The organism is Rhodanobacteraceae bacterium (genome assembly GCA_024234055.1).
In the GTDB taxonomy this organism is placed as follows: Bacteria; Pseudomonadota; Gammaproteobacteria; order Xanthomonadales; family SZUA-5; genus JADKFD01.
Window position 1 is genome coordinate 350,001 of sequence record JACKOW010000001.1, and the last position, 21,792, is coordinate 371,792.

The 21,792-nt window shown below is 62.8% G+C and carries 21 protein-coding genes, 2 rRNA genes and 1 pseudogene (1 of these 24 cut by a window edge); 19 read left to right on the forward strand and 5 right to left on the reverse strand.

What is annotated here, in order from left to right; translation table 11 throughout:
• The 13 genes and pseudogenes from H7A19_01455 to H7A19_01515 form a co-directional block, all read left to right on the forward strand.
• A 23S ribosomal RNA gene (locus H7A19_01455) occupies window positions 1–8 on the forward strand (it extends 2,849 nt beyond the left edge of the window).
• 66 nt (window positions 9–74) lie between these two features.
• Window positions 75–187 (forward strand): 5S ribosomal RNA (rrf, locus tag H7A19_01460).
• A 206-nt stretch (window positions 188–393) separates the two neighbouring features.
• Entirely contained in the window at window positions 394–888 is a 495-nt protein-coding gene (gene moaB, locus H7A19_01465; protein MCP5473491.1) for a molybdenum cofactor biosynthesis protein B, read from the forward strand.
• A gap of 181 nt (window positions 889–1,069) precedes the next feature.
• Entirely contained in the window at window positions 1,070–2,323 is a 1,254-nt protein-coding gene (locus H7A19_01470) for an HlyD family efflux transporter periplasmic adaptor subunit (protein MCP5473492.1), read from the forward strand.
• Between the two features lie 25 nt (window positions 2,324–2,348).
• On the forward strand, window positions 2,349–3,098 hold the full coding sequence (locus H7A19_01475) for an ABC transporter ATP-binding protein (protein MCP5473493.1): 750 nt from the start codon (window positions 2,349–2,351) through the stop codon (window positions 3,096–3,098).
• The gene (locus tag H7A19_01480) at window positions 3,055–5,529 is read left to right on the forward strand and encodes an ABC transporter permease (protein ID MCP5473494.1); all 2,475 of its coding nucleotides are present in this window, start codon (window positions 3,055–3,057) and stop codon (window positions 5,527–5,529) included. Before H7A19_01475 ends, H7A19_01480 begins: the two co-directional genes overlap by 44 nt.
• A gap of 385 nt (window positions 5,530–5,914) precedes the next feature.
• Window positions 5,915–6,238 (forward strand): annotated as a pseudogene (locus H7A19_01485) (ABC transporter permease).
• Between the two features lie 52 nt (window positions 6,239–6,290).
• Window positions 6,291–7,316, forward strand: a complete 1,026-nt coding sequence (locus tag H7A19_01490; protein ID MCP5473495.1) for an ABC transporter permease — start codon at window positions 6,291–6,293, stop codon at window positions 7,314–7,316.
• Window positions 7,317–7,406: 90 nt separating this feature from the next.
• The gene (locus H7A19_01495) at window positions 7,407–7,679 is read left to right on the forward strand and encodes a hypothetical protein (protein ID MCP5473496.1); all 273 of its coding nucleotides are present in this window, start codon (window positions 7,407–7,409) and stop codon (window positions 7,677–7,679) included.
• Window positions 7,667–7,915, forward strand: a complete 249-nt coding sequence (locus H7A19_01500; protein ID MCP5473497.1) for a hypothetical protein — start codon at window positions 7,667–7,669, stop codon at window positions 7,913–7,915. Before H7A19_01495 ends, H7A19_01500 begins: the two co-directional genes overlap by 13 nt.
• 136 nt (window positions 7,916–8,051) lie before the next feature.
• A complete protein-coding gene (locus H7A19_01505) occupies window positions 8,052–8,717 on the forward strand; it encodes an ABC transporter ATP-binding protein (GenBank protein ID MCP5473498.1) in 666 nt (221 codons plus the stop codon).
• Window positions 8,718–9,021: 304 nt separating this feature from the next.
• Entirely contained in the window at window positions 9,022–9,798 is a 777-nt protein-coding gene (locus H7A19_01510; GenBank protein MCP5473499.1) for a hypothetical protein, read from the forward strand.
• A complete protein-coding gene (locus H7A19_01515) occupies window positions 9,795–10,652 on the forward strand; it encodes a hypothetical protein (GenBank protein MCP5473500.1) in 858 nt (285 codons plus the stop codon). The genes H7A19_01510 and H7A19_01515 overlap by 4 nt, the downstream gene beginning before the upstream one ends.
• Window positions 10,653–10,658: 6 nt before the next feature.
• Here the strand turns inward: H7A19_01515 and phaR are convergent, their stop codons facing one another.
• The 3 genes from phaR to gluQRS all read right to left on the reverse strand — a co-directional run bounded on the left by phaR (window position 10,659) and on the right by gluQRS (window position 13,004).
• A complete protein-coding gene (gene phaR, locus H7A19_01520) occupies window positions 10,659–11,171 on the reverse strand; it encodes a polyhydroxyalkanoate synthesis repressor PhaR (GenBank protein ID MCP5473501.1) in 513 nt (170 codons plus the stop codon).
• A 73-nt stretch (window positions 11,172–11,244) separates the two neighbouring features.
• Window positions 11,245–11,985 (reverse strand): acetoacetyl-CoA reductase, encoded by a 741-nt coding sequence (gene phbB / locus H7A19_01525; protein MCP5473502.1) that lies wholly within the window; start codon window positions 11,983–11,985, stop codon window positions 11,245–11,247.
• Between the two features lie 143 nt (window positions 11,986–12,128).
• Window positions 12,129–13,004: a tRNA glutamyl-Q(34) synthetase GluQRS gene (gene gluQRS / locus H7A19_01530; protein MCP5473503.1), complete on the reverse strand. Its 876-nt coding sequence runs from the start codon at window positions 13,002–13,004 to the stop codon at window positions 12,129–12,131.
• Window positions 13,005–13,248: 244 nt separating this feature from the next.
• Between gluQRS and htpX the strand changes: the two genes are divergently transcribed.
• Window positions 13,249–14,124, forward strand: coding sequence for a protease HtpX (gene htpX / locus H7A19_01535; protein MCP5473504.1), 876 nt, complete (start codon window positions 13,249–13,251; stop codon window positions 14,122–14,124).
• A gap of 51 nt (window positions 14,125–14,175) precedes the next feature.
• Here htpX and H7A19_01540 read toward each other — a convergent pair whose 3' ends face one another.
• Window positions 14,176–16,251 (reverse strand): EAL domain-containing protein, encoded by a 2,076-nt coding sequence (locus H7A19_01540; protein MCP5473505.1) that lies wholly within the window; start codon window positions 16,249–16,251, stop codon window positions 14,176–14,178.
• 113 nt (window positions 16,252–16,364) lie between these two features.
• Entirely contained in the window at window positions 16,365–17,384 is a 1,020-nt protein-coding gene (gene epmB, locus H7A19_01545; GenBank protein ID MCP5473506.1) for an EF-P beta-lysylation protein EpmB, read from the reverse strand.
• 96 nt (window positions 17,385–17,480) lie between these two features.
• Between epmB and efp the strand changes: the two genes are divergently transcribed.
• Genes efp through H7A19_01570 form a run of 5 tightly spaced genes read left to right on the forward strand, consistent with a single transcriptional unit; the run spans window position 17,481 to window position 21,537 of the window.
• Window positions 17,481–18,050, forward strand: coding sequence for an elongation factor P (efp, locus tag H7A19_01550; GenBank protein MCP5473507.1), 570 nt, complete (start codon window positions 17,481–17,483; stop codon window positions 18,048–18,050).
• 19 nt (window positions 18,051–18,069) lie between these two features.
• A complete protein-coding gene (locus H7A19_01555) occupies window positions 18,070–19,413 on the forward strand; it encodes a TRZ/ATZ family hydrolase (protein MCP5473508.1) in 1,344 nt (447 codons plus the stop codon).
• Window positions 19,410–20,111 carry a bifunctional 2-polyprenyl-6-hydroxyphenol methylase/3-demethylubiquinol 3-O-methyltransferase UbiG gene (gene ubiG, locus H7A19_01560; GenBank protein MCP5473509.1) on the forward strand — a complete coding sequence of 234 codons (702 nt, stop codon included), beginning with the start codon at window positions 19,410–19,412 and terminating at the stop codon, window positions 20,109–20,111. The genes H7A19_01555 and ubiG overlap by 4 nt, the downstream gene beginning before the upstream one ends.
• Window positions 20,105–20,785 carry an HAD-IA family hydrolase gene (locus H7A19_01565; GenBank protein MCP5473510.1) on the forward strand — a complete coding sequence of 227 codons (681 nt, stop codon included), beginning with the start codon at window positions 20,105–20,107 and terminating at the stop codon, window positions 20,783–20,785. The genes ubiG and H7A19_01565 overlap by 7 nt, the downstream gene beginning before the upstream one ends.
• A complete protein-coding gene (locus H7A19_01570; protein ID MCP5473511.1) occupies window positions 20,785–21,537 on the forward strand; it encodes a hypothetical protein in 753 nt (250 codons plus the stop codon). The genes H7A19_01565 and H7A19_01570 overlap by 1 nt, the downstream gene beginning before the upstream one ends.
• Window positions 21,538–21,792 lie beyond the last annotated feature (255 nt).

The following is a 21,792-nucleotide window of genomic DNA, read 5'->3' on the forward strand; positions in this document are numbered from 1 at the left end:
CTCAAAGCCCATGCGACGAACGACACGCTCGTTCCTCCTGGCGCCAATGGCTACCTGCCCAACACTTTTCAATGCTTGGCGACCATAGCGACGTGGTCCCACCCGATCCCATCCCGAACTCGGAAGTGAAACGCGTCAGCGCCAATGGTAGTGTGCATCCGCATGCGAGAGTAGGTCATCGCCAAGCACCTTTTAAACACCACAACGCCCAGTCAATCGACTGGGCGTTGTGCTGTCTGGGGTTTGAGGATCTTCCAACCACATCGATCCCAGCTGCCCGCAATCAAATACCCCATCCAGCGGCAACTCATGCGCCGTACAACATTGCCAGAGCCGAACAGCAGCTGGCGTTGCGCGCTATCGTTAGCCCTTCAAGTCCGATCGGAAAGGCCAATGAAAATTGCAGTGCTGACGGTCTCAGATACGCGCACAACCGCCGACGATACGTCCGGCGACTACTTGGTTTCCGCGTTGGACGCAGCAAATCACCAACTGCACGAACGTACGATCGTGCGCGACGACCGCTACCTGATGCGTGCCCGGATCTCCGCCTGGATTGCCGATCCGGCTTGCCAGGCAATCCTTTGCACCGGCGGAACCGGCTTCACTGGGCGCGACAGCACACCCGAGGCAATCGAACCGCTGCTCGACAAGACCATGCCGGGATTTGGTGAATTGTTTCGCGCGCTCTCATTTGCAGACATCGGCACGTCCGCGCTGCAGTCTCGGGCTTTTGCCGGTCTGGCCAACGGGACCATCATCGTTGCCTTGCCGGGTTCGACGTCAGCATGTCGTCTCGCCTGGGAGCAGATTCTGCAGCATCAGTTTGATTCGTCCACTCAGCCGTGCAATCTGGCGAATCTACGCGGGCGCTTCTTCGAACGCTGAGATGACATGCGTCTTCGGTCCCTGTTCGGTTGCGAACACCTGGGCGAACTCCATGCACGGATTCGAACACAACGGCACCCAGGGCCGGCTGCCAGCGTCTGGTTCGGCCAGAAATATGGACTAAGAACAATGGCTTGCCGTTTTAATTTGCGCTTGGCACGCTGTTTGCAGACTTCAGGGCATGGACATCGCACGCCCCGAACTGAAGAAACAACGCCAGCGTCGCAGAGCTCTGCTCGGCGGCGCTGCCCTCATCGTAATTCTGACCGCCGGTTTTGCTGTCGCTCGACTCGAGCCTGCTGCACCGCAGGTACAACGGCAATCGGTCTGGATCGATACCGTCAAACGCGGCGACTTGTTGCGCGAGGTTCGGGGGCCTGGGCAACTGGTGCCAAAGGAAATTCGTTGGCTGTCGGCGGATACGACGGCCCGTGTCGATCAGATCGTGATCCGACCCGGCGCGACGGTAGAACCCGACACTTTGATCTTGAAGCTCACCAATCCCGAGATCGATGACCAGGTGCTGTTCGCCAATGCTGCCGTGCAGGCGGCCAAGGCTGACCTCGAGGCGAAACGAATTGGCTTGAGCAGCCAGGTGCTGGATCAGCGAGCACAGATTGCTTCGGTCCAGGCAGACCAGGAAGGGGCCAAGCTGCAAGCAGAGGCAGAGGCCGAGCTGAACAAAAAGGGCATTGTCTCGGCCCTGCAGTACCGTCAGACACAGCTCCGTGCAGACCAGTTGCTGGTACGGCTGGATATTGAACGTCAACGACTGGCGATGTTGAAGCGCAATCTGGATGCCCAGTTAGCGGCTGAACGGGCTCGGCTTGATCAGCTTGAAAACACTTACCTACTGCGCAAACGGCAAGCCGAAGCGCTAGGTGTTAGAGCTGGCATGCGCGGGATTCTGCAAGCAATTGCTGTCGAAGAAGGACAGCAAGTCGGCCCAGGGACAAATCTGGCCCGCGTGGCGCAGCCCGATGTGCTGCGCGCTGAGCTCCGTATTCCTGAAACACAGGCGAAGGATGTCAAGATTGACCAGTCCGTGCGTGTAGATACACGCAACGGCATCGTTCCGGGCATGGTGGTGCGAATCGATCCGGCGGTACAGAACGGTACCGTGCAGGTTGACGTCGACCTGGTTGGCCCGTTGCCTCCCGGTGCTCGCCCCGATCTTTCAGTCGACGGCACCATCGAGATCGAGAAACTCACGAATGTGATGTACGTGGGACGCCCAGCCTTCGGTCAAGCCGAGAGCCGCACCACCCTGTTCCGGCTGAACCCAGAGACGGATATTGCCGAGCGGGTACCCGTCGAACTGGGCCGTGCCTCCGTCAGCCTCATCGAGGTGACCCGCGGTCTTGAGCCCGGGGACCAGGTGATCCTTTCCGATACCAGTAGCTATGACCAGCACGACCGTCTCCGTCTGCGCTGACTCCACCGTTCCCGAGGAAAGTCCCATGACCAACAACAACGCACTGATTTCCTTGCGAGATGTCGCCAAAGTCTATCTGACCGAGGATGTCGAAACCCATGCGCTCAGCGGCATCCACCTGGATATCCGCAAAGGTGAGTACATCTCGATCTCGGGTCCTTCTGGTTGCGGTAAGTCGACTCTGCTGGCAATTCTCGGTCTCCTGGATACCCCAAGCAGCGGGATCTATGAGATCAATGGGCGCTCGGTTGGCTCCATAACAGCCAATGAGCGGGCGAAGATTCGCAACAAGGAAATCGGTTTCATCTTCCAGGCCTTCAATCTGATCGGCGATCTCACCGTGTTCGAGAATGTCGAACTGCCGTTGACCTACCGGACCGGATTGAACAAGGCGGAACGCAAGAAAAAAGCGCAATGGGCTCTGGATCGCGTCGGCATGGCGCATCGACTGAAGCACTATCCCTCACAGCTGTCAGGCGGTCAGCAACAGCGTGTTGCAGTCGCCCGCGCACTGGTCGGCGAGCCTTCAATCCTGCTTGCTGACGAACCGACCGGTAATCTCGATTCAAAGAACGGCGAAGCGGTCATGGTCTTGCTGGATGAATTGCACAGCGCCGGCGCCACTATCTGCATGGTGACCCATGACCCGCGTTATGCCGACTTCGCCGATCGGAAGGTTTTCATGTTTGACGGCCGCGTAGTCGACGAAGAGACCATGCACCAGCTTCGGCATGAGGAAGACGCTCGCATTCGTCGAGCGGCAGTTGGCGAGTAGAGGCGCAAACATCATGGCTTTCGGAATCTCGGATATTCGCCAAACCTGGCGCGCTCTGGCGCTGCAGCCGGGCAACAGCCTGTTCACCATTCTGGTGTTGGCTCTCGGACTGGCTGGGGTGATCGGCATGCTGTCGATCCTCAAATCGATGGTCTGGGATCCATTACCGTTTCCCAATGCCGCGCAGGTGCAAACCGTTGGCTGGCGCGATCTCGCCAACAGCGGCTCCAACCTGCGGGCGCTAGATGCCGATCAGTTTCTTGATTGGCAGGATCGCTTCAAGGGCAAGGCTGAACTGGCGGGAGTGGGGCAAGCAACGGTCAACCTTGGAACCGACGAGGGAGTCGAACGACTCGAAGGTGCCTTTGTTACCCACAATCTGTTCCCCATGCTTGGCGTTACGCCGGTACTGGGGCGCAATTTCAGTTTAGAAGATGATCAGCCGGGCGCGCCGCCGGTTGTGATTCTTTCGAACCAGGTGTGGCGAACGCGATTCGCTTCCAACACCGCGATTATCGGCACTCAGGTACGTGCCAACGCCGAACCGGCCACGGTCGTTGGCGTGATGCCGCCGGATTTCAGCTTTCCACTTCGAGAAACGGTTTGGCTGCCCGCGCAGGTGGTGCGTGCGCCGACGGCCCCGCCGGATCGCGAGTTGAAAGCTTTCGCCCGGACCCTCGACAGTGACACCCCAGTTACCATTCACACCATTCTCGAATCCTGGCTCGCCGATCAAATCACTGTCGATGCCGCCCGCTGGTCCGGCGTTGAAGTTGATGCCGAGCCGATGGCCATGCTCTATGCAGATCGCGAAACGCGGATGTTGCTGAACCTGATGCTGGCCTGTGTCGCGCTGGTGTTGCTGGTGGCCTGTGCGAATGCCGCCAATCTGATGCTGGTGCGAACCATGGCCCGGAGTCGTGATCTGGCATTGCGACTCACACTAGGCGCAAGTCGCAGTCGGGTCGGATTCTATTTGTTGGGTCAGAGCCTTACTCTGACCCTGGTGGCCACCGCCATTGCCTTGCCGCTGGCGCATTGGGGGGTGGATTGGGTAATCAACTCATATGCCGGTACTGATGACGGGCCACCGCCCTGGGTCACTGCCAGCCTTGAACCGAGCTTGACAGCAGTCGCGCTCCTGATTGCCTTGATAACGGCGGCAATTGTCGCCGTGCTGCCGGTGCTGCGCTTACGCGTAAACGCCCTGGGTACGAGCCTGCGCGACGGCGGGCGGGCGGTTTCCGGCGGTGGCCTGGGCAAACTCAGCCGCGTTCTGGTGGCCGGCCAACTGGCGATGACCTGTGTTGTTCTGCTGGCCACATTGGTGATCGTCCGCGGCGTCGACAGTTTGTCGAAGACGGATCTGGGCATCAACCCGGACCATCTTCTGACCGCTCGCATTGCTCTTTTTCCCCAGCTCTACCCTGAAGATGCAGAGACAGTTGGCTTCTTCGAGCGCCTGACCACTACCCTGCGCGAGCAACCTGAAGTGCTGTCGGTCGGCGCCGGAACCAGCTTGCCGGGATTGACGGCAGGTACCGAGCGCGTGCTTGCCGAGGGCCATGAGTCGGCCCATGACAAAGGCCAGGTCGCCCGATACGCTGCCGTTGACTCAGGCTTTGTGCCGACCTATGGCATTGACCTCCACGCTGGGCGCAATTTTGATACCAGAGACACCACAGAATCCGACCCGGTCGTCATAGTCGATGATCGCTTTGCCGAAAATCTGTTTGCCGGCGCTGATCCGATCGGCCGTCGTGTGCGTATTCCGGCAGAAGGTGACGATGCGCGTTGGCACACGGTTATCGGAGTGGTCGAGAACCTGCAACTGGAGGATCCGGGTGATCCCGCACTGCCCAATGTGCTGGTCTCACTGACCCAGAGTCCGGCCCGTTTCGTCAGCGTGGTCATGCGAACCCGCGCCAATCCCGAGGCATTCAAGACACGCTTCCTCGAACTGCTCAGACAGCAGGATCCGGACACGCCAGCCTATTGGCTGCGGACCTATGACGAGGTGATGCGTGTGGCCATGGTCGGAGAGCGCGTGGTGTCCGGAATGTTCTCGGCCTTCGGCTTGGTGGCCCTGGTGCTTTCCGCTGCTGGCTTGTACGGACTGATCGCGCAACTGGTTAGTCAGCGTACTCGGGAGATTGGTGTGCAGCGGGCTCTGGGCGCGCCAAACGCTTCGGTTTTGCGGCGGCTACTCTCCCAGACCATGGGTCAGGTGCTGGTGGGTCTGGTAGTGGGTGTAGCCCTGGCGATTCCATTCGCCAATATGCTCAGCAATACGCTGACCGATCTGCCAACCGATAACTGGGGCGTACCCATACTGGTACTGATCCTGATGACGGTATCAATAGCGGCAACGCTACTTCCGGCGCGACGCGCTCTGGCGGTCGACCCGACCGTCGCCCTGCGTGACGAGTGACGAATTCGACCATGGCCATCCTGTTTTCAGCATTTCAGCGACTGCTCCGTACCCCCGGCTACGCGCTGGGCCTGCTCAGGACACTCACACTGGGTTTGTGTCTCACAATCACCATGTTTGCGATCCTGCACGCTGTCGCCTTGGCCCCGCTGCCCTATCCAGACGACGATAAAATCGTGGTCATCGATTCCCAGCGAATGCAGAGTGGCGCACAGGGCAGTATTACCCCGCGCGATGCCTTGACCACACTGCCGCAGCTCGCCGGTCTGCAGGGATTCGGTTACTACACCTGGGGCGGCGCCGACTTGAAAGTGGATGATCGTCCCAAGGCCTTGACGATCAATGCAGTCGGTGGCGGCTTTTTCGACGTCCTGGCGTACCACCCATGCTGGGCCGAGCGATTCAGGCTGAGGATCTCGGTCAGGCCCGTGCCGTGCTCAGTCATGCGACCTGGATGGAGCAGTTCGGCGCTGACCCAGACATCATCGGCAAGGCCATCAACCTGAACTGGATCAGTCCGGAGATTGTCGGCGTCATGCCACCGAGCTTCGACTATCCCAGCCCCGAGGTGGCGATGTGGATTGCCGCCGACGAGTCCCAATATCGCAACATGGAGCCCGGGGTTTATGACAATGCTCGCTACATCAACAGCATTGGGCGCCTGCAGCCGGGGACCACGCCGGAGCAGTTCAACGCCATGCTGGAAAATGCCACGGGTGCCGTAACCGGCGATGCATGGGTGCTCCACAGCGAACGCTTGCTTGCAGCACACAATCGGCGCCCGACGCCCGCTGCTGTTGGCGCTGTTCGGCATTTCGATGCTGGTGCTGCTGATTGCCTGTGCCAATGCCGCGCATCTGGTGATGGTGCGCGGATTGGGACGCCTGCCACAATTTGGTATCCAGCGTGCCCTGGGTGCCAGCCAGTCGCGCATCGCCTTCGAATTCCTGGCCGAAGTACTGATCATCGGAACGCTGGCGTTGGTGCTCTCGCTGACACTGTCATCAATGGGTCTGAACTATTTTGTCGGTCTGCTCGACAGCGGATTACCGCGCAGCGCCGAGGTGACCATCTCACTGCCGGTCGTTGCGTTTGCTGCCGCCGGAACCTTGCTGGTGTTGATGATCTGCGGTGCCTGGCCGGCGTTGCGCCTGCATCGCGGCGCAATTGCCGCCTCCCTGACTCGCCGTGTGGGCTTGGGCCCTCGCGGCTTGAGTCTGGAACGCGGGCTGCCGATCGTCGCGCTGGGGCTGTCGATCGCTGCTGTGTCGACGCCCGCGTTGCTGGCAATCAGTGCTCAGCAGCTGGCCCGGCAGGATAATTTGGCCAAGGTCGATCACATGCTGGCTGTGCAAGTTTTCCCGGACAGCCGCGATGGCGCGGAGTTTCTGCCAAGAATGCAGCGCATGCAGGCAGCCGTGGCGGCTATTCCAGGCGTTGAGCAGGTCGCTTTCATGACCGGAGCGCCGTTCACGCCCGTAGGCAGAACCAGCGTCGATGTATGGCTGCCGGGTGCTGCAAGCAACGACTCGCAGACGCTGCGGACGCGCGCCATTGATGGCCCGGCGTTACAGGCACTGGGTGTCACGCTTCAGCGCGGCCGCGCCTTCCTGCCCAGCGATCGTGCCGGTTCGACCCGCGTTGCCCTGCTCAACGACCGTGCAGCACGCGAGCTGTTCAATGGCGCTGACGCCGTAGGACAACAAATCATGGTGCCGCCCTACGGACAAAGCGGTGAACCGACCCGTTTTTGTGATCGTCGGCATCGTCGACAACCTCAAGATTGATCAGGTCGACGGTGACAACGCTGCAGCCGAGGTGTGGTTGCCTTTTACTCAGTACCCTTGCCTTTTGGTAGCTTCCTGCTGTCAGGACCGTTGCCTCCCAAATCACTGATACGGCAGGCAGAGGCCGCCATCTCGCAGGTGGAGCCGGGCCTCAGTATCTACCGCAGCTTTGCGCCAGCAGATGATCGAGACGAGCAACTGGCCAGCCCGATGTTCTTCGCGCGCAATGCCAGCGCCTTCGCGATCTTTGCCTTGGCGCTATCGATGGTCGGCGTCTACGGCGTACTGGCGTCGATCTGTCACGCCGGCGCCGCGAACTGGCGCTGCGCGCGGCGCTTGGCGCCACACCGATGCGGGCGCTGAGGTTCGTTGCTGCCAAGGGTTTGGTAATCGGCGTGCCCGGTCTGGCGCTGGGTTTGCTGTTGGCGGCGTTCATGGCCCAGGGTCTGAGCGGAATGCTGTTCGATGTCGATGCTGTTGCGCCCTGGGTGGTCGCCGGATCGGGACTGCCGCTGCTGCTGCTGACGGCCTTGGTCTGCTGGAGTCTGGCGCGACGAGCGGCGCGAATTCAGCCCAATCTGGCGTTGCGCGAGGAGTGAATGCAGCAGTGGCGTCATCGCGAGCGCAGCGAAGCAATCGATATGCAAAGTCGCTGACCGCTGGATTGCTTCGTTGCTGCGCGCCTCGCAATGACGCAGGGATGACCCCGACACCCCTACACGAAAAGGAACCCACATGATCCGCCTGGAAAAGCTGGAAAAATCCGTACCCGCCGGACAGGGCCGGTTGTGGTTGCTGCGGCAGATCAACCTGAGCGTGGCGCCTGGCGAATTCATCGCCATCACCGGTCCCTCGGGCGCCGGCAAGAGCACGCTGCTATCGATTCTTGGTCTGATGGACAGTGAGTTCGACGGTCACTACGAACTTGACGGCAAGGCAGTCGGCAAACTGGCACCGAAGGCGCGTCAGGCGTTGCAGCGTGAAGCCATCGGCTTCATCTTTCAGCAGTACCACTTGATCGACGATCTGACCGTGGCCGAGAATCTGGATCTGCCGCTGTCCTATCGCAATGTCGCCAGCGGTGAGCGCAAGGCGCGCGTCGCCGACATCCTTGACCGGTTCCAGATCGTCGGCAAGAAGGATCTCTATCCGCGCCAGTTGTCGGGTGGACAGCAGCAGTTGGTGGCCGTTGCCCGAGCCACGATCACCCGCCCGAAAGTGCTGCTGGCCGATGAACCCACCGGCGCGCTGCACACCAGTCAGGGCGAGATGATCATGGCCTTGCTGGAAGAGCTTCACCGTGATGGCGCCACGATCCTGATGGTGACCCACAATCAGGCCAATGCCGCCCGTGCCCAGCGCCGGGTGAACCTGCTGGATGGCTGGATCAGCGACAGCTGAACACCAGGGGCCGGTGTCGCCGGCCAGATCCTGCGCGCGCTCTTCGAGCCGGCCGTTCATCCGATCGATCAAATTCGGCAGCGATTGCTCGGAATAGTCGCGCTTGATCTCGCGCACGTCGCCGCGATGATCGATCAGGCATGGGGATGAAGGGCGAGTGGGCCGTGGCAAGTCGGCAAGACCAGCAGGCCAGCGTTGCATTGAGTCACTCTCTGGACATGCGGGTTCCGGGTTGCAGGCTGGCGCGGCTGGCATGGCTGCGCAATGATGCCCACCGCAAGCCCTTTTTCGCGGTATGGCTGAAATGCGTGTCTGGGTGGCGCTGGTGATTCTCCTGGTATTCGCGGCGTGGGCCCTTCAGGACACGCGCCGGTCATCGGTGACTGCGCCAACGACGTCGCTGTCGGAGTCAATGGTGGCAGCGCCTGCCACTGATCGTCCCAGTGCGTTCGCAGTCCTCCATGCCGATGATCCGGCGGCGGCGCTTCAGCGCCTGCAGGGTTCGGAAGCGCGGCGCTTGCGCGAGCAGATCGACGGTGCCTGCCGGGCTTTGGCCATCCTCGAACTGGATGGTCGGACCGAAGCCGATCCGCGACGCGATCCGGCGCGTCAGGAACTCCTGCGGCGCTGTGCCAAGCTGCCGGTGCCCTCGATGGATGTCCGAACCAGCGAGACGCCGCTGCCTCGCGAGCCTGAAGAAGGGGCAGATTCAGCCACCGCACAACAGGCATTGGTGCAACTGCACGGCTCGCGCAAGCCGCAGGAACTAGTCGATGCCTGGCTCGAGGCCTACAGGCTCGGAGCCCTGCCGCAAGCGCAGATCTTTTCCGATCGTCGGCTGCTGTTGCCGGGTGAGGCCGAGCAGCTGATCCGGGTGGTGGCAGATTGGCGTGAGTGCGCGCAGTGGAATGCCTGTGACAGCGACAGCCTGATGACCTTGCGGGTCTGCGCGCTGCACGGTTGCGATCCCGGCAGTGACATGCGCGCTGCCTGGCATCAGGCCCTGGCGCCGCGCGATATGGAATCGGCACTGGCCATCCACGCCTGGTTGGAGCGCTGGCAGGACGGTCCGCCGCCATGAGCGCGCGATGGCCCATGCTGCTGGCTCTGATCCTGACCGGACTGGCCGTGGTCTGGCATTTCGGTGGCTGGCAAACGCGTTCGTCCCCGGCGCTGGCGGGTGCCGAGGCGCCAAGTCGACAGAGCGCTGAAGCGCCCTTGCCGGACTGGCCGAAACCGCTGTCCAGCGAAGCCAGGCAGGCCAGTCAGGTGCGCAACGCCCGCGATCTGCGCAGCGCTCTTGAGGCCGCGCGCCGAAGCTTGTCCGACGACGCTCCCCAGCTGCATGCGCTGGCCGAGGAAGTGCGGGTGAGCTGTTCGGTGGTGCGCCGCCCTGATGCGTCCAGCCGTCGGGTCGAGGACGATCCCAACCGCGAGCCGTGGATCAGTGAACTGATGCGTCGCTGCGCGGGTCTGCTCGACAGCGATCTCGATCCGCCACCGGACTACGGTCCGCAGACGGCGAAGCGAAATGGCGAGCTGCCGGATTGGGTGGAGGCCTTTGTCTCGCGGCAGGCCGCCCTGGAACTGTCCTGGCGGCATCTGCGCGGCAGTGCCGATGCATCCCTGCTGGCCGCGGCCCTGCGCTTCCTGTTGGAGCACGATGTGCTGCCGATGGGCCGCATCTTTGAAGGAACGACAGCGCCGGCACGGGCCGATATCGACAATGCCTTGATTCCGGCGGCTGACTGGATCGCCTGCAGCCGCAGTGCCTCCTGCGGCAGCGAGGGAATCTGGACGCTCTATACCTGCGCTCAGTTCGGTTGTCCGCCGGGCACCGACCTGCCACGGGCGCTGTACCGCCTGTTGCCGCCGCAGCAGTTCGAGATTGCCCAGCGCATCATGCGCTGGGCGCAGCGCGGTGCGCCGGACTGATCCGGATCAGCTCTTGCGCCGTGATTTGTCGCTGTCGGCCGGATCGCGCGGCACACCTGGTGAGCCCGGCGGTGCCGGCGGCGGTGGCTTGCCAAAACCCTGCTGCAACTGCCGCCAGAGCTCCAGATTGCGCTCGGTCAGATCGTTCATCACGGCCCAGGGCGACTGCCCCAGCAGCGTGTTCAGTTGCTGCCGGAACTGTTGTTGCTGATCGAGGAAGATCTGCATGCTGCGTTCCAGATAGCTGCCCATGAATCCCTGCAGCGAATCCCCGTAGAACCGAATCAGCTGCGACAGCAGTTGGGTGGTCAGCAGCGGCTGCCCCTGTTCCTCGCGTTCGGTGATGATCTGCAGCAGCACCGAACGGGTGAGGTCCTGTTGGGTCTTTGCATCCTGGACTTCGAAGGCGTCACCGTCCTGAACCAACTGGCGGATATCCTCAAGCGTCACATACGACGAGATCTCGGTGTCGTAGAGCCGGCGGTTGGGGTACTTCTTGATGATGCGCGGACGGGACATCGTGGCCCTTTCTGGTATCGATCAGCATGCCTGCCGTTGGAAGACTGGTGGCCTTGGCGGCCACCAGCGACGATTACCAACCCATGTAGTGTCCACCGTTGATGGACAGATTGGCGCCGGTGATCCACGCGGCTTCCTCGTCGACCAGGAAGTTGACCGCATAAGCGATTTCGCTGGGATAACCCAATCGTCCGGTGGGAATCTGGGCCACGATCTTGGCGCGCACGTCTTCCGGGACGGCCATCACCATATCGGTGCCCACATAGCCGGGCGAGACCGTGTTCACCGTGATCCCGAACTTGGCATTCTCCTGCGCCAGCGAGATGGTGAAGCCATGCATGCCCGCCTTGGAGGCAGCGTAGTTGGCCTGACCATACTGGCCCTTCTGGCCGTTGATCGAGGAGATCTGGACGATGCGGCCCCACATGCGTGCACGCATGCCCTCGATGACATTGCGAGTCACGTTGTAGCAGCCGGTGAGATTGGTGGCGATGACATCCGACCACTGCATCTCGTTCATGCGGTGGAAAGTGGTGTCACGGGTAATGCCGGCATTGTTGACCAGAATGTCGATGCCCCCGAGCTTGGCTTCGATTTCCTTGATCATCTCCCGGCTCGACGAAAAATCGGCGACGTCACCCGGGACAATCAGGCAATCCACCCCATCGGCCTTCAGTTCTTCCTGCCAGGCCCTGGCCTTTTCTTCATTGCGGTAGTTGGTGGCGACACGATGGCCGGCCTTGGCCAGGCGTTTGATCATCGCTGTGCCAATACCACCGGTACCGCCGGTCACCAATGCGACACGACTCGTCATCACAGATTCTCCCTCCCGGAAAGTCCACAGATTCTACACACCGCAAACAAGCTTGCCCGCATTGATGCGTGAGCGGGCGCTGGTGTCCACCGGGTTGCGACATGCCCGAGCACTGGAAAGGCGAAGGATGCCGCGTACTTCGATCAAAGACCGCTGTCCGGCCGCAGCGCCAGCTGCCGGGGAACGCGATCCATACGCCATTGGCGGCTCAGCCCCTGCAGATCCAGGGAGCCCTCCGGAACGGGCTGTCCCAGCCAGGCCGCGATCCTGGGCAACTGCTGCCGAAATTCGTCCGGCGACAGTGCCGGCGCGAGATTCTGCTTGCTCAGCTTTTGCCCGTCGGCACCGAGCAGCACGGGCAAATGCGCGTAGCGCGGCGTCGGCAGGCCCAGACATTGCTGCAGATAAATCTGGCGCGGGGTCGAGTCGAGCAGATCGGCACCGCGGACAATGTCCGTGATCTGCTGGGCGGCGTCGTCGACGACCACGGCGAGTTGATAGGCATAGGGGCCATCGGCGCGGCGCAACACGAAATCACCGACATCGCGACACAGATTCTGCCGTTGGCGCCCTTGAATGCGGTCGTCGAATTCAATCTCGACATCAGGCACCCGCAGTCGGATCGCCGGTGTCCGTTCGGCATTGGCCGCCGACTCCCTGCAGGGGCCGCGGTGTAGGCCCTCGCTGGCGGCCAGGTCGCTGCGGCTGCAGCGGCACTCGAAAGCCATTCCGGCATCAAGTAGTTGCGCCACCGCTTGGGCGTAGGCCCCACTTCGATGGCTCTGGTAGAACACGGCGGTGTCGGAGCGCAGGCCGATCGCGTCCAGCAGGTCCAGAATCAGACGGTCAGCGCCTGGCTGCTCGCGCGGAGGATCCAGATCCTCCATGCGCACCAGCCACTGACCGCCGTGGGCCCTGGCATCCAGCCAGCTGGCGAGGGCGGCGAGCGCCGATCCCAGGTGCAGCGGGCCGGTGGGTGAGGGCGCGAAGCGCCCGCGATAGTGTCGCTGCTCGCTCATCCCGGGTCAGCAAGGACAGTCATTGGTGATTCCGGGTGACTCCAGCGCTTTCCTTGCGCTGCCTGAACGCGACTTTCGGCAGGGTTGAAAGCCGACTACGTCGGCCTCAATCCCATGCATCATGCGGTGCATGCCAGGCCGGTGATCCACCAGCAAGGCAAGATGAACGGATGATTCGGTCCTAGATCTGGTTTTCACACTGCTGCCCGCGATCATGCTCAGCCTCAGCTGAAGGAGTTTAGCGATGTCCCGAGTGATGTTGTTCCTGGGTACCAATCTCGCGGTACTGGTCATGCTGGGCCTGGTGACCAATCTGATGGGGCCGGCTCTGGGTATAGACCCGCGCAGCACGGTGGGCCTGCTCATCCTGGCCGGTGTGGTCGGGTTTACCGGCTCATTCATTTCGCTGGCCCTGTCCAAGTGGATGGCCAAGCGCTCTACGGGTGCCGTGGTGATCACCGAGCCGCGCAGCGCTGAAGAGCGTTGGCTGGTCGACACCGTGGCACGCCAGGCCCAGGCCGCTGGCATTCAGATGCCGGAAGTGGCCATCTACGACGCGCCCGATCTCAATGCCTTTGCCACCGGCATGAGTCGCAACAATGCGCTGGTGGCGGTGAGCACCGGCTTGCTGCGCAACATGACCCGTGACGAGGTCGAGGCGGTGCTCGCCCACGAAGTCGGCCATGTCGCCAATGGCGACATGGTCACCATGGCGCTGATTCAGGGTGTGCTCAATACCTTCGTGTTCTTTCTCTCCCGCGTCATCGGACAGATCATCGATCAGGCGATCTTCAAGCGCAGCGCCGACGAGGGTCGAGGAATCGGCTATTTCCTGACGGTCATGGTGCTCGAGATCGTCTTCGGCATCATCGCATCGGTGATTGCCATGTGGTTCTCGCGCCAGCGCGAATTCCGTGCCGATGCCGCCGGCGCCCGTTTTGCCGGTCGCGAGAAGATGATCGCGGCGTTGCAGCGGCTGATGCTGAATCACGGTCAGACCGCGCTGCCCAAGGATGTGCAGGCCTTTGGCATCTCCGGCGGCGTGGGCGCAGGCCTGAAGCGGCTGTTCATGACCCATCCGCCGCTGGAAGAGCGCATCGCGGTCTTGCGTCAGGGCTGAGGTCGGCCCCCGGCGCTTGGGGGATGGTCTTCTGGGACGACGACTTCGGCTTCAGCCGAAGTCGTAGGACATCACCTTCTCGGGTTCCTGCAGGAAATTGCCCTGGACGAAGTTGACGCCCACCGAGAACAGGATGGACATGCTGGCAGCGTCTTCGACGAACTCGGCCACGGTCATGCGTCCGAAAGCCCGTGATTGCTCGCAAAGGTCCTTGATCTTGGCCTGATTTTCGGCGCTCTTGGCAAGGTCAGCCATGAAGGTGCGATCCAGCTTCACGTAGTTGGCGCCGACATGCTTCAGCAACTGGAAGGAGTTGAGGCCGCTGCCGAACTGCTCCAGCGCAAAGCCGCACTTGAGCTGTTCCAGACCCTTCTGGAAGAACTTGGCCTGCTTCAGATGGGTCACGACCTTGCTTTCGGGCATCTCGAAGACCAGGCGGTCACCGGGCACCCGGGCGTTCTTCAGCTGTTGTGCGAGCCAGGGCAGCAGCGTGCCGTCGTCGATGGCTTGCGGCGTGAGCTTGATGAAGAAAGTGGTCAAACGACCCTGTTTCATGCGTTCCTGCAGGATCTGCAGCACGTGCTCGATGACCCAGCGGTCGATCTGCGGCAGCAGTCCGAAGCGCTCGGCGATGGGCAGGAACTGTCCGGGCATGATCTCGCCCTTGGGCCCTTGCATGCGCAGCAGTACCTCATAGAACTCACCCTCGTGGCCCTGCAGCGAGACGATGGGCTGATAGAACAGAATGAAACCGTCCTTCACCAGAGCGTTCTTGATGGTGTCCAGCCACTCGCGGTCCTTGGCCGCGTCGGCCTTGTCCTGGGCGGCCGGATCGAAAGTGGCAACGCGGTTGCCGCCCTCCGCCTCGGCCGTGCGACAGGCTTCATTGGCCTTCTCCAGCACCATCTGCGAGCCGGAAACCTTCTCGGTCAGCAGGCATACGCCCACACTGGCATTGAGACTCACCGAGCGCTTGCCCACGTCGAAGATGCGTTCTTCGAAGCGCTTGCGAATCTGTTCGGCCATCTGCACGCAGGCTTCGTGAGGGCGGCCCGACAACACGGCGGTAAAAGTATGGTCGGCAAAGCGGGCGACCAGATCGTTGGGCGGCGCAATCAGCTCCTTGAGCATGCTCGCGACGTCGCCCAGCAAGAGATCGGCACCACCGACGCCCACTTGATCGAGTACCTTGCGGTAGTTGTCGATCTCGATGTAAAGCACGGCCTGGTCAATCTTGCCGCTGTTGGCCGAGGCGATTGCCTTGTCCAGTTCGCCCATGAAGTACTGGCGGTTGTAGAGACCGGTCACCAGGTCCTGACGCTTCAGCGCATCCAGCTGCTCGGCCAGCTCGGTGCCGAGCGTTTGCTGGCGGAAAATGATCTGAGTGGCGGGCTCGCCCTCAATGCTCGCTTCCGACAACTCCATGATGGCCTCGAAGGTACTGCCATCGGCACGCTTGGCATGCACATCGAGCTTCTCGGGCGGCTTCTCGCCCTTGCTCTGCATGCGCAGCACATTGCGGAATTTCTCGGCATCACCGCTGGTGATCAGGTCGAGGATGGCCAGTCCCTCGATTTCGTCGAAGTCCTCGAAGCCGAACATCTCCAGATAGGCCTTGTTGGCATAGACGTGCATGCCTTCGTGCACGTAGGCAATCGGGTCTCTGGAGCTGCCCAGCAGGGAATGGGCTCGACGTTCGCTCTCGCGCCAGGCAGCCTCCATGCGGCGCAGCGCCCGGCGGGTACTGAGGTTCTCGAATTCACGCAGGACGACGGTCTGCAGATGGTCCGGCGTGGTTCGCAGCGCGATGTCGCGCGCGCCTTCGCGCATGGCCTTCAGTACCGCGTCCTGGGTGACCGAATCGACCAGCTGAATCAGCGACATGTCCTTGCCGCTGCGCTGCACAATGCCGGCGGTATCGGTCAGGTTGAGCTTCTTGGCGCGGGGACTGAGCAGGACGATGTCGGTGCTGCCGCTCTCCAGCGCCTCTTTCAGCTGCTCCGCGTCTTCCACCCGATTGGGGCGCACGGCGATTCCGGCGTTGCGCAGCAAGCTGATGACCTGCTCGGCATCCTCCACCGAATCCTCAACCAGCAGGACACGCAGGACCTTGTCGGCTTTTCCCATGGGCACAGAAAACTCTACGGACGAGCGCGGCATTTTGACCGAAATACGGTATGAATTGCCACAAACTCTGGTGAAAGAAACGCAATCCCTGACACTGTGCAGCAAAAACTGACTCAGGCAAGCACGGTCTTGCTGCTTCGTCCGGGGACTTCACGCGCCAGTCGTGGCACCAGATAGCCCGGCAGTTCGGCGCGCAAGGCCCGGATCAGCGCCCGAGCTTCGCGCAGATCGACCTCGAAATGCGCCGCGCCTGCGACCCGATCGAGCAGATGCAGGTAGTACGGGGTCACGCCGCCATCGGCCAGCGTCTCGCTGAGTTCACGCAGCGCCGGCGCCGTGTCGTTGACGCCCCGCAGCAAGACCGACTGGTTCAGCAGTACCGCCCCGGCACTGCGCAATCGCCGCAACGCGGCATGAACACTGCCATCGAACTCCCGGGCGTGATTGGCGTGCAGCACGATGGTCAGCGGCCACGGCAGCCCGGACAGCCATTGCAGCAATTCCGCGTCCACCCGTTCCGGCAGCGCGATCGGCCAGCGGGTGTGCAGCCGGAAACGGCGCAAGTGCTTGAATGCGCGCAGTGCGTCGGTGAGTTCCTGAAGCTTGGCCGTAGCCAGCGAGAGTGGATCGCCGCCGCTCAGGATGACTTCGTGGATGCTGTCATCGGCGCCGATCTGGGCCAGGGCGTCGCGCCACTGCTCACGTGCAGCCAGTTCTTCGGCATAGGGGAAGTGGCGCCTGAAGCAGTAGCGGCAATGCACCGCGCAGCTGCCGGTGGCGATCAACAGTACCCGGTGCGGATATTTGTGGATCAGCCCCGGGCCGCGGGTACGGGTCAGGTCGCCCACCGGATCGCTGACGAATCCGGTGGCTGGCTGGTCCTCTTCCGCCAGCGGGATGACCTGGCGCAGCAGCGGATCGGCTGCGTCGCCATGGCGCATGCGTTCGGCAAAGCCGCGCGGCACCAGCACCGGAAAGGCAGCGGACTCGCTCAGCGCCAGATCGGCCCGCGACAGGCCAAGAAAGGCCAGCAGCTGGTCGCCATCGCGAAAAGCCTCGCGCAGCAACAGTTTCCAGGGCCGCAAGGACAACGCCCGCGTTTCTGGTGGGAACAAGGCGCTAGCAGGTATCATTCCGGGTTTGTTCGTATTGATCCGCGTCGCTCGACGCGACTTTCAGGTTCCCAATCATAGCGGCGCAGCAGGCGCCGCTTGCGCATGGAGATGGTGATGGCCTCGTATGGCATGAATGATGTCAAGAATGGACTCAAGATTCTGGTGGACGGCGATCCGTACACGATCGTGGACACCGATTTCATCAAGCCCGGCAAGGGCCAGGCCTTCACCCGAATCAAGATTCGCAACCTGAAGAATGGCCGCACGGTCGAGCGCACCATGAAGGGCAGCGACTCGATCGAGGGTGCCGACGTGGTCGATACCGACATGCAGTACCTGTACTCCGATGGCGAATACTGGCACTTCATGCAGTCGGAAACCTACGAACAGTTCCAGGCCGACAAGGCTGCCGCGGGCGACGCCGCCCAGTGGTTGCGCGAGCAGGACATGTGCATCGTGACCCTGTGGAACAACTCGCCGCTGTCGGTGCAGCCGCCGAATTTTGTCGAGCTGAAGATTGTCGAGTGCGATCCGGGCGTGCGCGGCGACACCGCGCAGGGTGGCGGCAAGCCGGCCAAGCTGGAAACCGGTGCCGTCGTCCGCGTGCCCCTGTTCGTGGAGAACGGCGAAACCGTACGCGTGGACACGCGCAGCGGCGAGTACGTCGGCCGCGCCAACAAGTAAGCCTAGACGGAGCGCGGCGATGCAGGTCATTGACCATCTGATCGAAGCGCGCTGGGTGGTGCCGGTGCAGCCCAAGGGCGTGGTCCTGGAAGAGCACGCCGTGGCCATCGACGGTGGCGATATCGTCGGTCTGATGACGATCGATCAGGCCCGTGGCCAGTATCAGCCGCGCGAGCGCACCGTACTCGATCAGCATGTGCTGATGCCGGGGCTGGTGAACGCCCATTGTCATGCGGCGATGAGCCTGATGCGCGGCATTGCCGATGATCTGCCGCTGATGACCTGGCTCAACGAGCACATCTGGCCGGCCGAGGGCGCGCTGGTATCGGCCGCCTTCGTGGCCGATGGCGTCGAGTTGGCCGTGGCCGAGATGCTGGCCGGCGGCATCACCGCGGTCAACGACATGTACTTCTTCCCGGACGTGGCCGCCGAGGTCTACAGACGCCTGGGGATGCGCGCCGCTGTCGGCCTTATCGTGCTGGAATTCCCCACGCCCTATGCGCGCAACGCCGACGAATACCTCGCCAAAGGCCTGGTGCTGGCCGATCAGCTCAAGGGCGACCCGCTGGTGCATGCCTGTTTTGCCCCGCATGCGCCGTATACGGTCTCGGACGACAGCTTCAAGCGCATTCGTACCTACGCCGATCAGCTGGGTCTGCGCGTGCACGTGCATGTGCACGAGACCGCCTTCGAGGTGGAGGAGTCGCGCAAGCTCCACAATGAGCGACCCTTGGCGCGACTGAAGCGCCTCGGCTTCATCGGGCCGGATCTGACTGCGGTGCACATGACCCAGCTGACGCCGGGCGAGATCGAAGAGATCGCCCGGCATGGCGTGATCGTGGCCCATTGTCCGGAATCCAATCTCAAGCTTGCCAGCGGCTTCTGCCCGGTCGGCGATCTGCTGAAGGCCGGCGTCGGCCTCGCCATTGGTACTGATGGCGTCGCCAGCAACAACGATCTGGATCTGTTCGGCGAAATGCGCACCGCGGCCTTGCTGGCCAAGGGCGTGTCAGCGGATCCGGCGGTCATGGACGCGGCGACGGCGCTGGAGGCGGCGACGCTGGGCGGCGCCCGGGCCATCGGCCTGGAAGATCGCATCGGCAGCATCGAGCTCGGCAAGGCGGCGGACCTGGTCGCAGTCGATTTCAACCGGCTGCATCTGGCGCCGGTCTTCAATCCACTGTCGCATCTGGTGTACGCGGCATCGCGACACGACGTCAGCGACGTCTGGGTGGCCGGACAGCGGCGCGTGCGCGCCGGGCAGTTGCTCGGAGTGGATCGCGAGGCGCTCATGGCCACGGCCGCCCGCTGGGCGCTGAAGGCACAGGCAGCTGTGCGCGCCGGGCAGGCAAAGAGCGCATGAACCAGAACGCCGATGCCCGCGAGCTGGCCCGTTTCGACAGTGTCGCCGCGCGCTGGTGGGACAGCGACGGCCCCTTCCGGCCGCTGCATGAGCTCAATCCGCAGCGGCTGGCCTTCGTCAGCGAGCGGCAGTCCTTGCCGGGTGCCCATATCGTCGACATTGGCTGCGGCGGCGGCATCCTGAGCGAAGCCATGGCCCGCGCCGGCGCCGAGGTCATCGGCCTGGATCTGGCCGCAGACGCGCTCGACGTGGCCCGCCTGCATGCGCTGGAAGTCGGCATCAAGGTGGACTACCGCTTGCAGTCGGTCGAGCAGCTGGCGTCCGAGATGCCCGAATCCCAGGATGCGGTCACTTGCCTGGAGATGCTCGAACATGTGCCCGATCCGCTGTCGGTGCTGCGCGCCTGCGTGCAGTTGCTGAAGCCCGGCGGGCGCTTGTTCCTGTCGACACTGAACCGCACTCCCAAGGCTTTCGCCCTGGGCATCGTCGGCGCCGAATACGTGCTCGGCCTGCTGCCCCGAGGCACCCATCGCTACGAGCGCTTTCTGAAGCCGTCGGAATTGCGCCGGGCACTGGTGGACCTGGGGCTGGTCGAGCTGGAATTCGAAGGGCTGGCCTACGATCCCTTCACCCGACAGGCACGCCGCAGCGCGGATCTTTCGATCAATTATCTGGTGGCCGCACAGCGCCCATGGTGAGAGCGGTTCTGTTTGACCTTGATGGCACGCTGATCGACACCGCTGCGGATCTGATCGGTACGCTCGACGATGTGCGCGTCGAGCTTGGCTTGGATCCGTGCACGGCCGCTCTGCCGCCAGCTGTCGCGGCGCGCGGTGGTCGCGGGCTGCTGACGCTGGGTTTCCCCGATCAGCCGGAACTGGTCGAGCGCCTGTTGCCCCGCTATCTGCAGATCTATGCCGGCCGTCTGGCGCGCCTGAGTCGACCCTATGCGGGCATCGCCGAGGTGCTGGATCAGCTGCAGACGGCCGGAATCCCTGCCGCCATCGTGACCAACAAGCCCGAAGGGCTGGCCAGACAACTGCTCGCAGAACTGGGCTGGACCGAGCGCTTCGCCGCCCTGGTGGGCGGCGATACCCTGGATCGGCGCAAGCCGTATCCGGAGCCGATCTGGCATGCCTGCCAAGCACTGCGGCTGAAGCCCGAACAGACCGTCATGGTCGGTGATGACGAGCGCGATATTGCCGCCGGTCGGGCCGCCGGGTGCGCACTCAATATCGCCACGGCCTATGGTTATCTGGAAATGCCGGATCAGGTTGCTGGCTGGGGCGCCGACGAAATTGTCGATGACCCCAGGCAACTCGGTGCAGCGCTGCAGCGCTGCCTGTCGCTGTTGTCGCATCGAGCTCACTGATGCTGCCGGACGTCAATCCTGCCTTGCTGGAGTTCTGTCAGCCGTGGCTGGCGGGTGAACCACGGCTGCTGCTGGCCTGCCAGTTCGCTCCGGCGGGACGTGGCCGCGAGCAGTTCCTGGCCGTCAACGTGCTGATGCGCGAACTGGCCCAAAGCGTGATTGCGGTCAGCGAGCGGCGGGTCGCAGAGGCCCGTCTGGCATGGTGGGCCGAGGAGGCTCAAGCCTGGGCCGCAGGACATCCCCGGCACCCGCTGGCGCATGGTTTTGCCGATCTCGGGCAGGGCCAGCCGGTGGCAGGGTTGGTGGCGGCCAGCGTTGACTGGTTGATGGCGGCTGCGCCGGAACAATCGCAGGCCCTGAGTGAACGTCTGACCGCGCTCGCGGCTGCCAGCGACAGCCTGCATCCCGGGGCCGCGGCCTGGCGCCTGCCGTGGTTGGCGCTGGCGTTGCGACTGACCCTGGGCGCGACCACGCCGCTGACCAATGTGCTGCCGCTCGATCTCTGGGCCCGCCATGGCCTCAAACGCTCACAGTGGCCGGAGCTTGCGCACCTGCAGCGCCGTGAATTGATGGCCGAGGTGGCGCAGGGCCTGGATCTGGAGTCGGCAGCGACCGCAGATCCGGCGATGACAGTGCTGCAGTATCTTGAAGCTCGCTGGCTAGCGAGCGCGAAGCGCTGGCGCAGCGAGGGCGATCGCCTGAGTCCCTTGGATGTCTTCGGTGCCTGGCGGGCTGCGCGCCGCAGTCGCTGACGGGCTGAAGAACCGAGCTCTTGTGGGTCCGGACTTGTCCGGACGCTGTAGACGGGAAACCGGAACTTGCGGTCCGGCAAGAGGGCAAGAGGGCACGCAAAGGCAGGTTTGGCGCGAGATTCTGGCTCTTGCTGCCCTCGTACGCTCAATCAACGGAGAGTGGCATTTTGAGCCAGGGATTGCCTTCGCCGAACCAGCCATCGCGGACAGAGTCCGCTCCCACAGCGACGGCAATGCGCGCGCCCTGTGGGAGCG

Excerpts from the sequence above, each read along its gene's own strand:
- H7A19_01475 (MCP5473493.1), top strand. The coding sequence starts at position 2,349 with ATGACCAACAACAACGCACTGATTTCCTTGCGAGATGTCGCCAAAGTC.
- H7A19_01500 (MCP5473497.1), top strand. The coding sequence starts at position 7,667 with ATGCGGGCGCTGAGGTTCGTTGCTGCCAAGGGTTTGGTAATCGGCGTG.
- H7A19_01515 (MCP5473500.1), top strand. The coding sequence starts at position 9,795 with ATGAGCGCGCGATGGCCCATGCTGCTGGCTCTGATCCTGACCGGACTG.
- H7A19_01470 (MCP5473492.1), top strand. The coding sequence starts at position 1,070 with ATGGACATCGCACGCCCCGAACTGAAGAAACAACGCCAGCGTCGCAGA.
- epmB (MCP5473506.1), bottom strand. The coding sequence starts at position 17,384 with ATGATACCTGCTAGCGCCTTGTTCCCACCAGAAACGCGGGCGTTGTCC.
- H7A19_01540 (MCP5473505.1), bottom strand. The coding sequence starts at position 16,251 with ATGGGAAAAGCCGACAAGGTCCTGCGTGTCCTGCTGGTTGAGGATTCG.
- htpX (MCP5473504.1), top strand. The coding sequence starts at position 13,249 with ATGTCCCGAGTGATGTTGTTCCTGGGTACCAATCTCGCGGTACTGGTC.
- moaB (MCP5473491.1), top strand. The coding sequence starts at position 394 with ATGAAAATTGCAGTGCTGACGGTCTCAGATACGCGCACAACCGCCGAC.
- ubiG (MCP5473509.1), top strand. The coding sequence starts at position 19,410 with ATGAACCAGAACGCCGATGCCCGCGAGCTGGCCCGTTTCGACAGTGTC.
- H7A19_01480 (MCP5473494.1), top strand. The coding sequence starts at position 3,055 with ATGAGGAAGACGCTCGCATTCGTCGAGCGGCAGTTGGCGAGTAGAGGC.
- H7A19_01555 (MCP5473508.1), top strand. The coding sequence starts at position 18,070 with ATGCAGGTCATTGACCATCTGATCGAAGCGCGCTGGGTGGTGCCGGTG.
- efp (MCP5473507.1), top strand. The coding sequence starts at position 17,481 with ATGGCCTCGTATGGCATGAATGATGTCAAGAATGGACTCAAGATTCTG.
- phaR (MCP5473501.1), bottom strand. The coding sequence starts at position 11,171 with ATGTCCCGTCCGCGCATCATCAAGAAGTACCCCAACCGCCGGCTCTAC.
- H7A19_01565 (MCP5473510.1), top strand. The coding sequence starts at position 20,105 with ATGGTGAGAGCGGTTCTGTTTGACCTTGATGGCACGCTGATCGACACC.
- phbB (MCP5473502.1), bottom strand. The coding sequence starts at position 11,985 with ATGACGAGTCGTGTCGCATTGGTGACCGGCGGTACCGGTGGTATTGGC.
- H7A19_01570 (MCP5473511.1), top strand. The coding sequence starts at position 20,785 with ATGCTGCCGGACGTCAATCCTGCCTTGCTGGAGTTCTGTCAGCCGTGG.
- gluQRS (MCP5473503.1), bottom strand. The coding sequence starts at position 13,004 with ATGAGCGAGCAGCGACACTATCGCGGGCGCTTCGCGCCCTCACCCACC.
- H7A19_01510 (MCP5473499.1), top strand. The coding sequence starts at position 9,022 with ATGCGTGTCTGGGTGGCGCTGGTGATTCTCCTGGTATTCGCGGCGTGG.
- H7A19_01505 (MCP5473498.1), top strand. The coding sequence starts at position 8,052 with ATGATCCGCCTGGAAAAGCTGGAAAAATCCGTACCCGCCGGACAGGGC.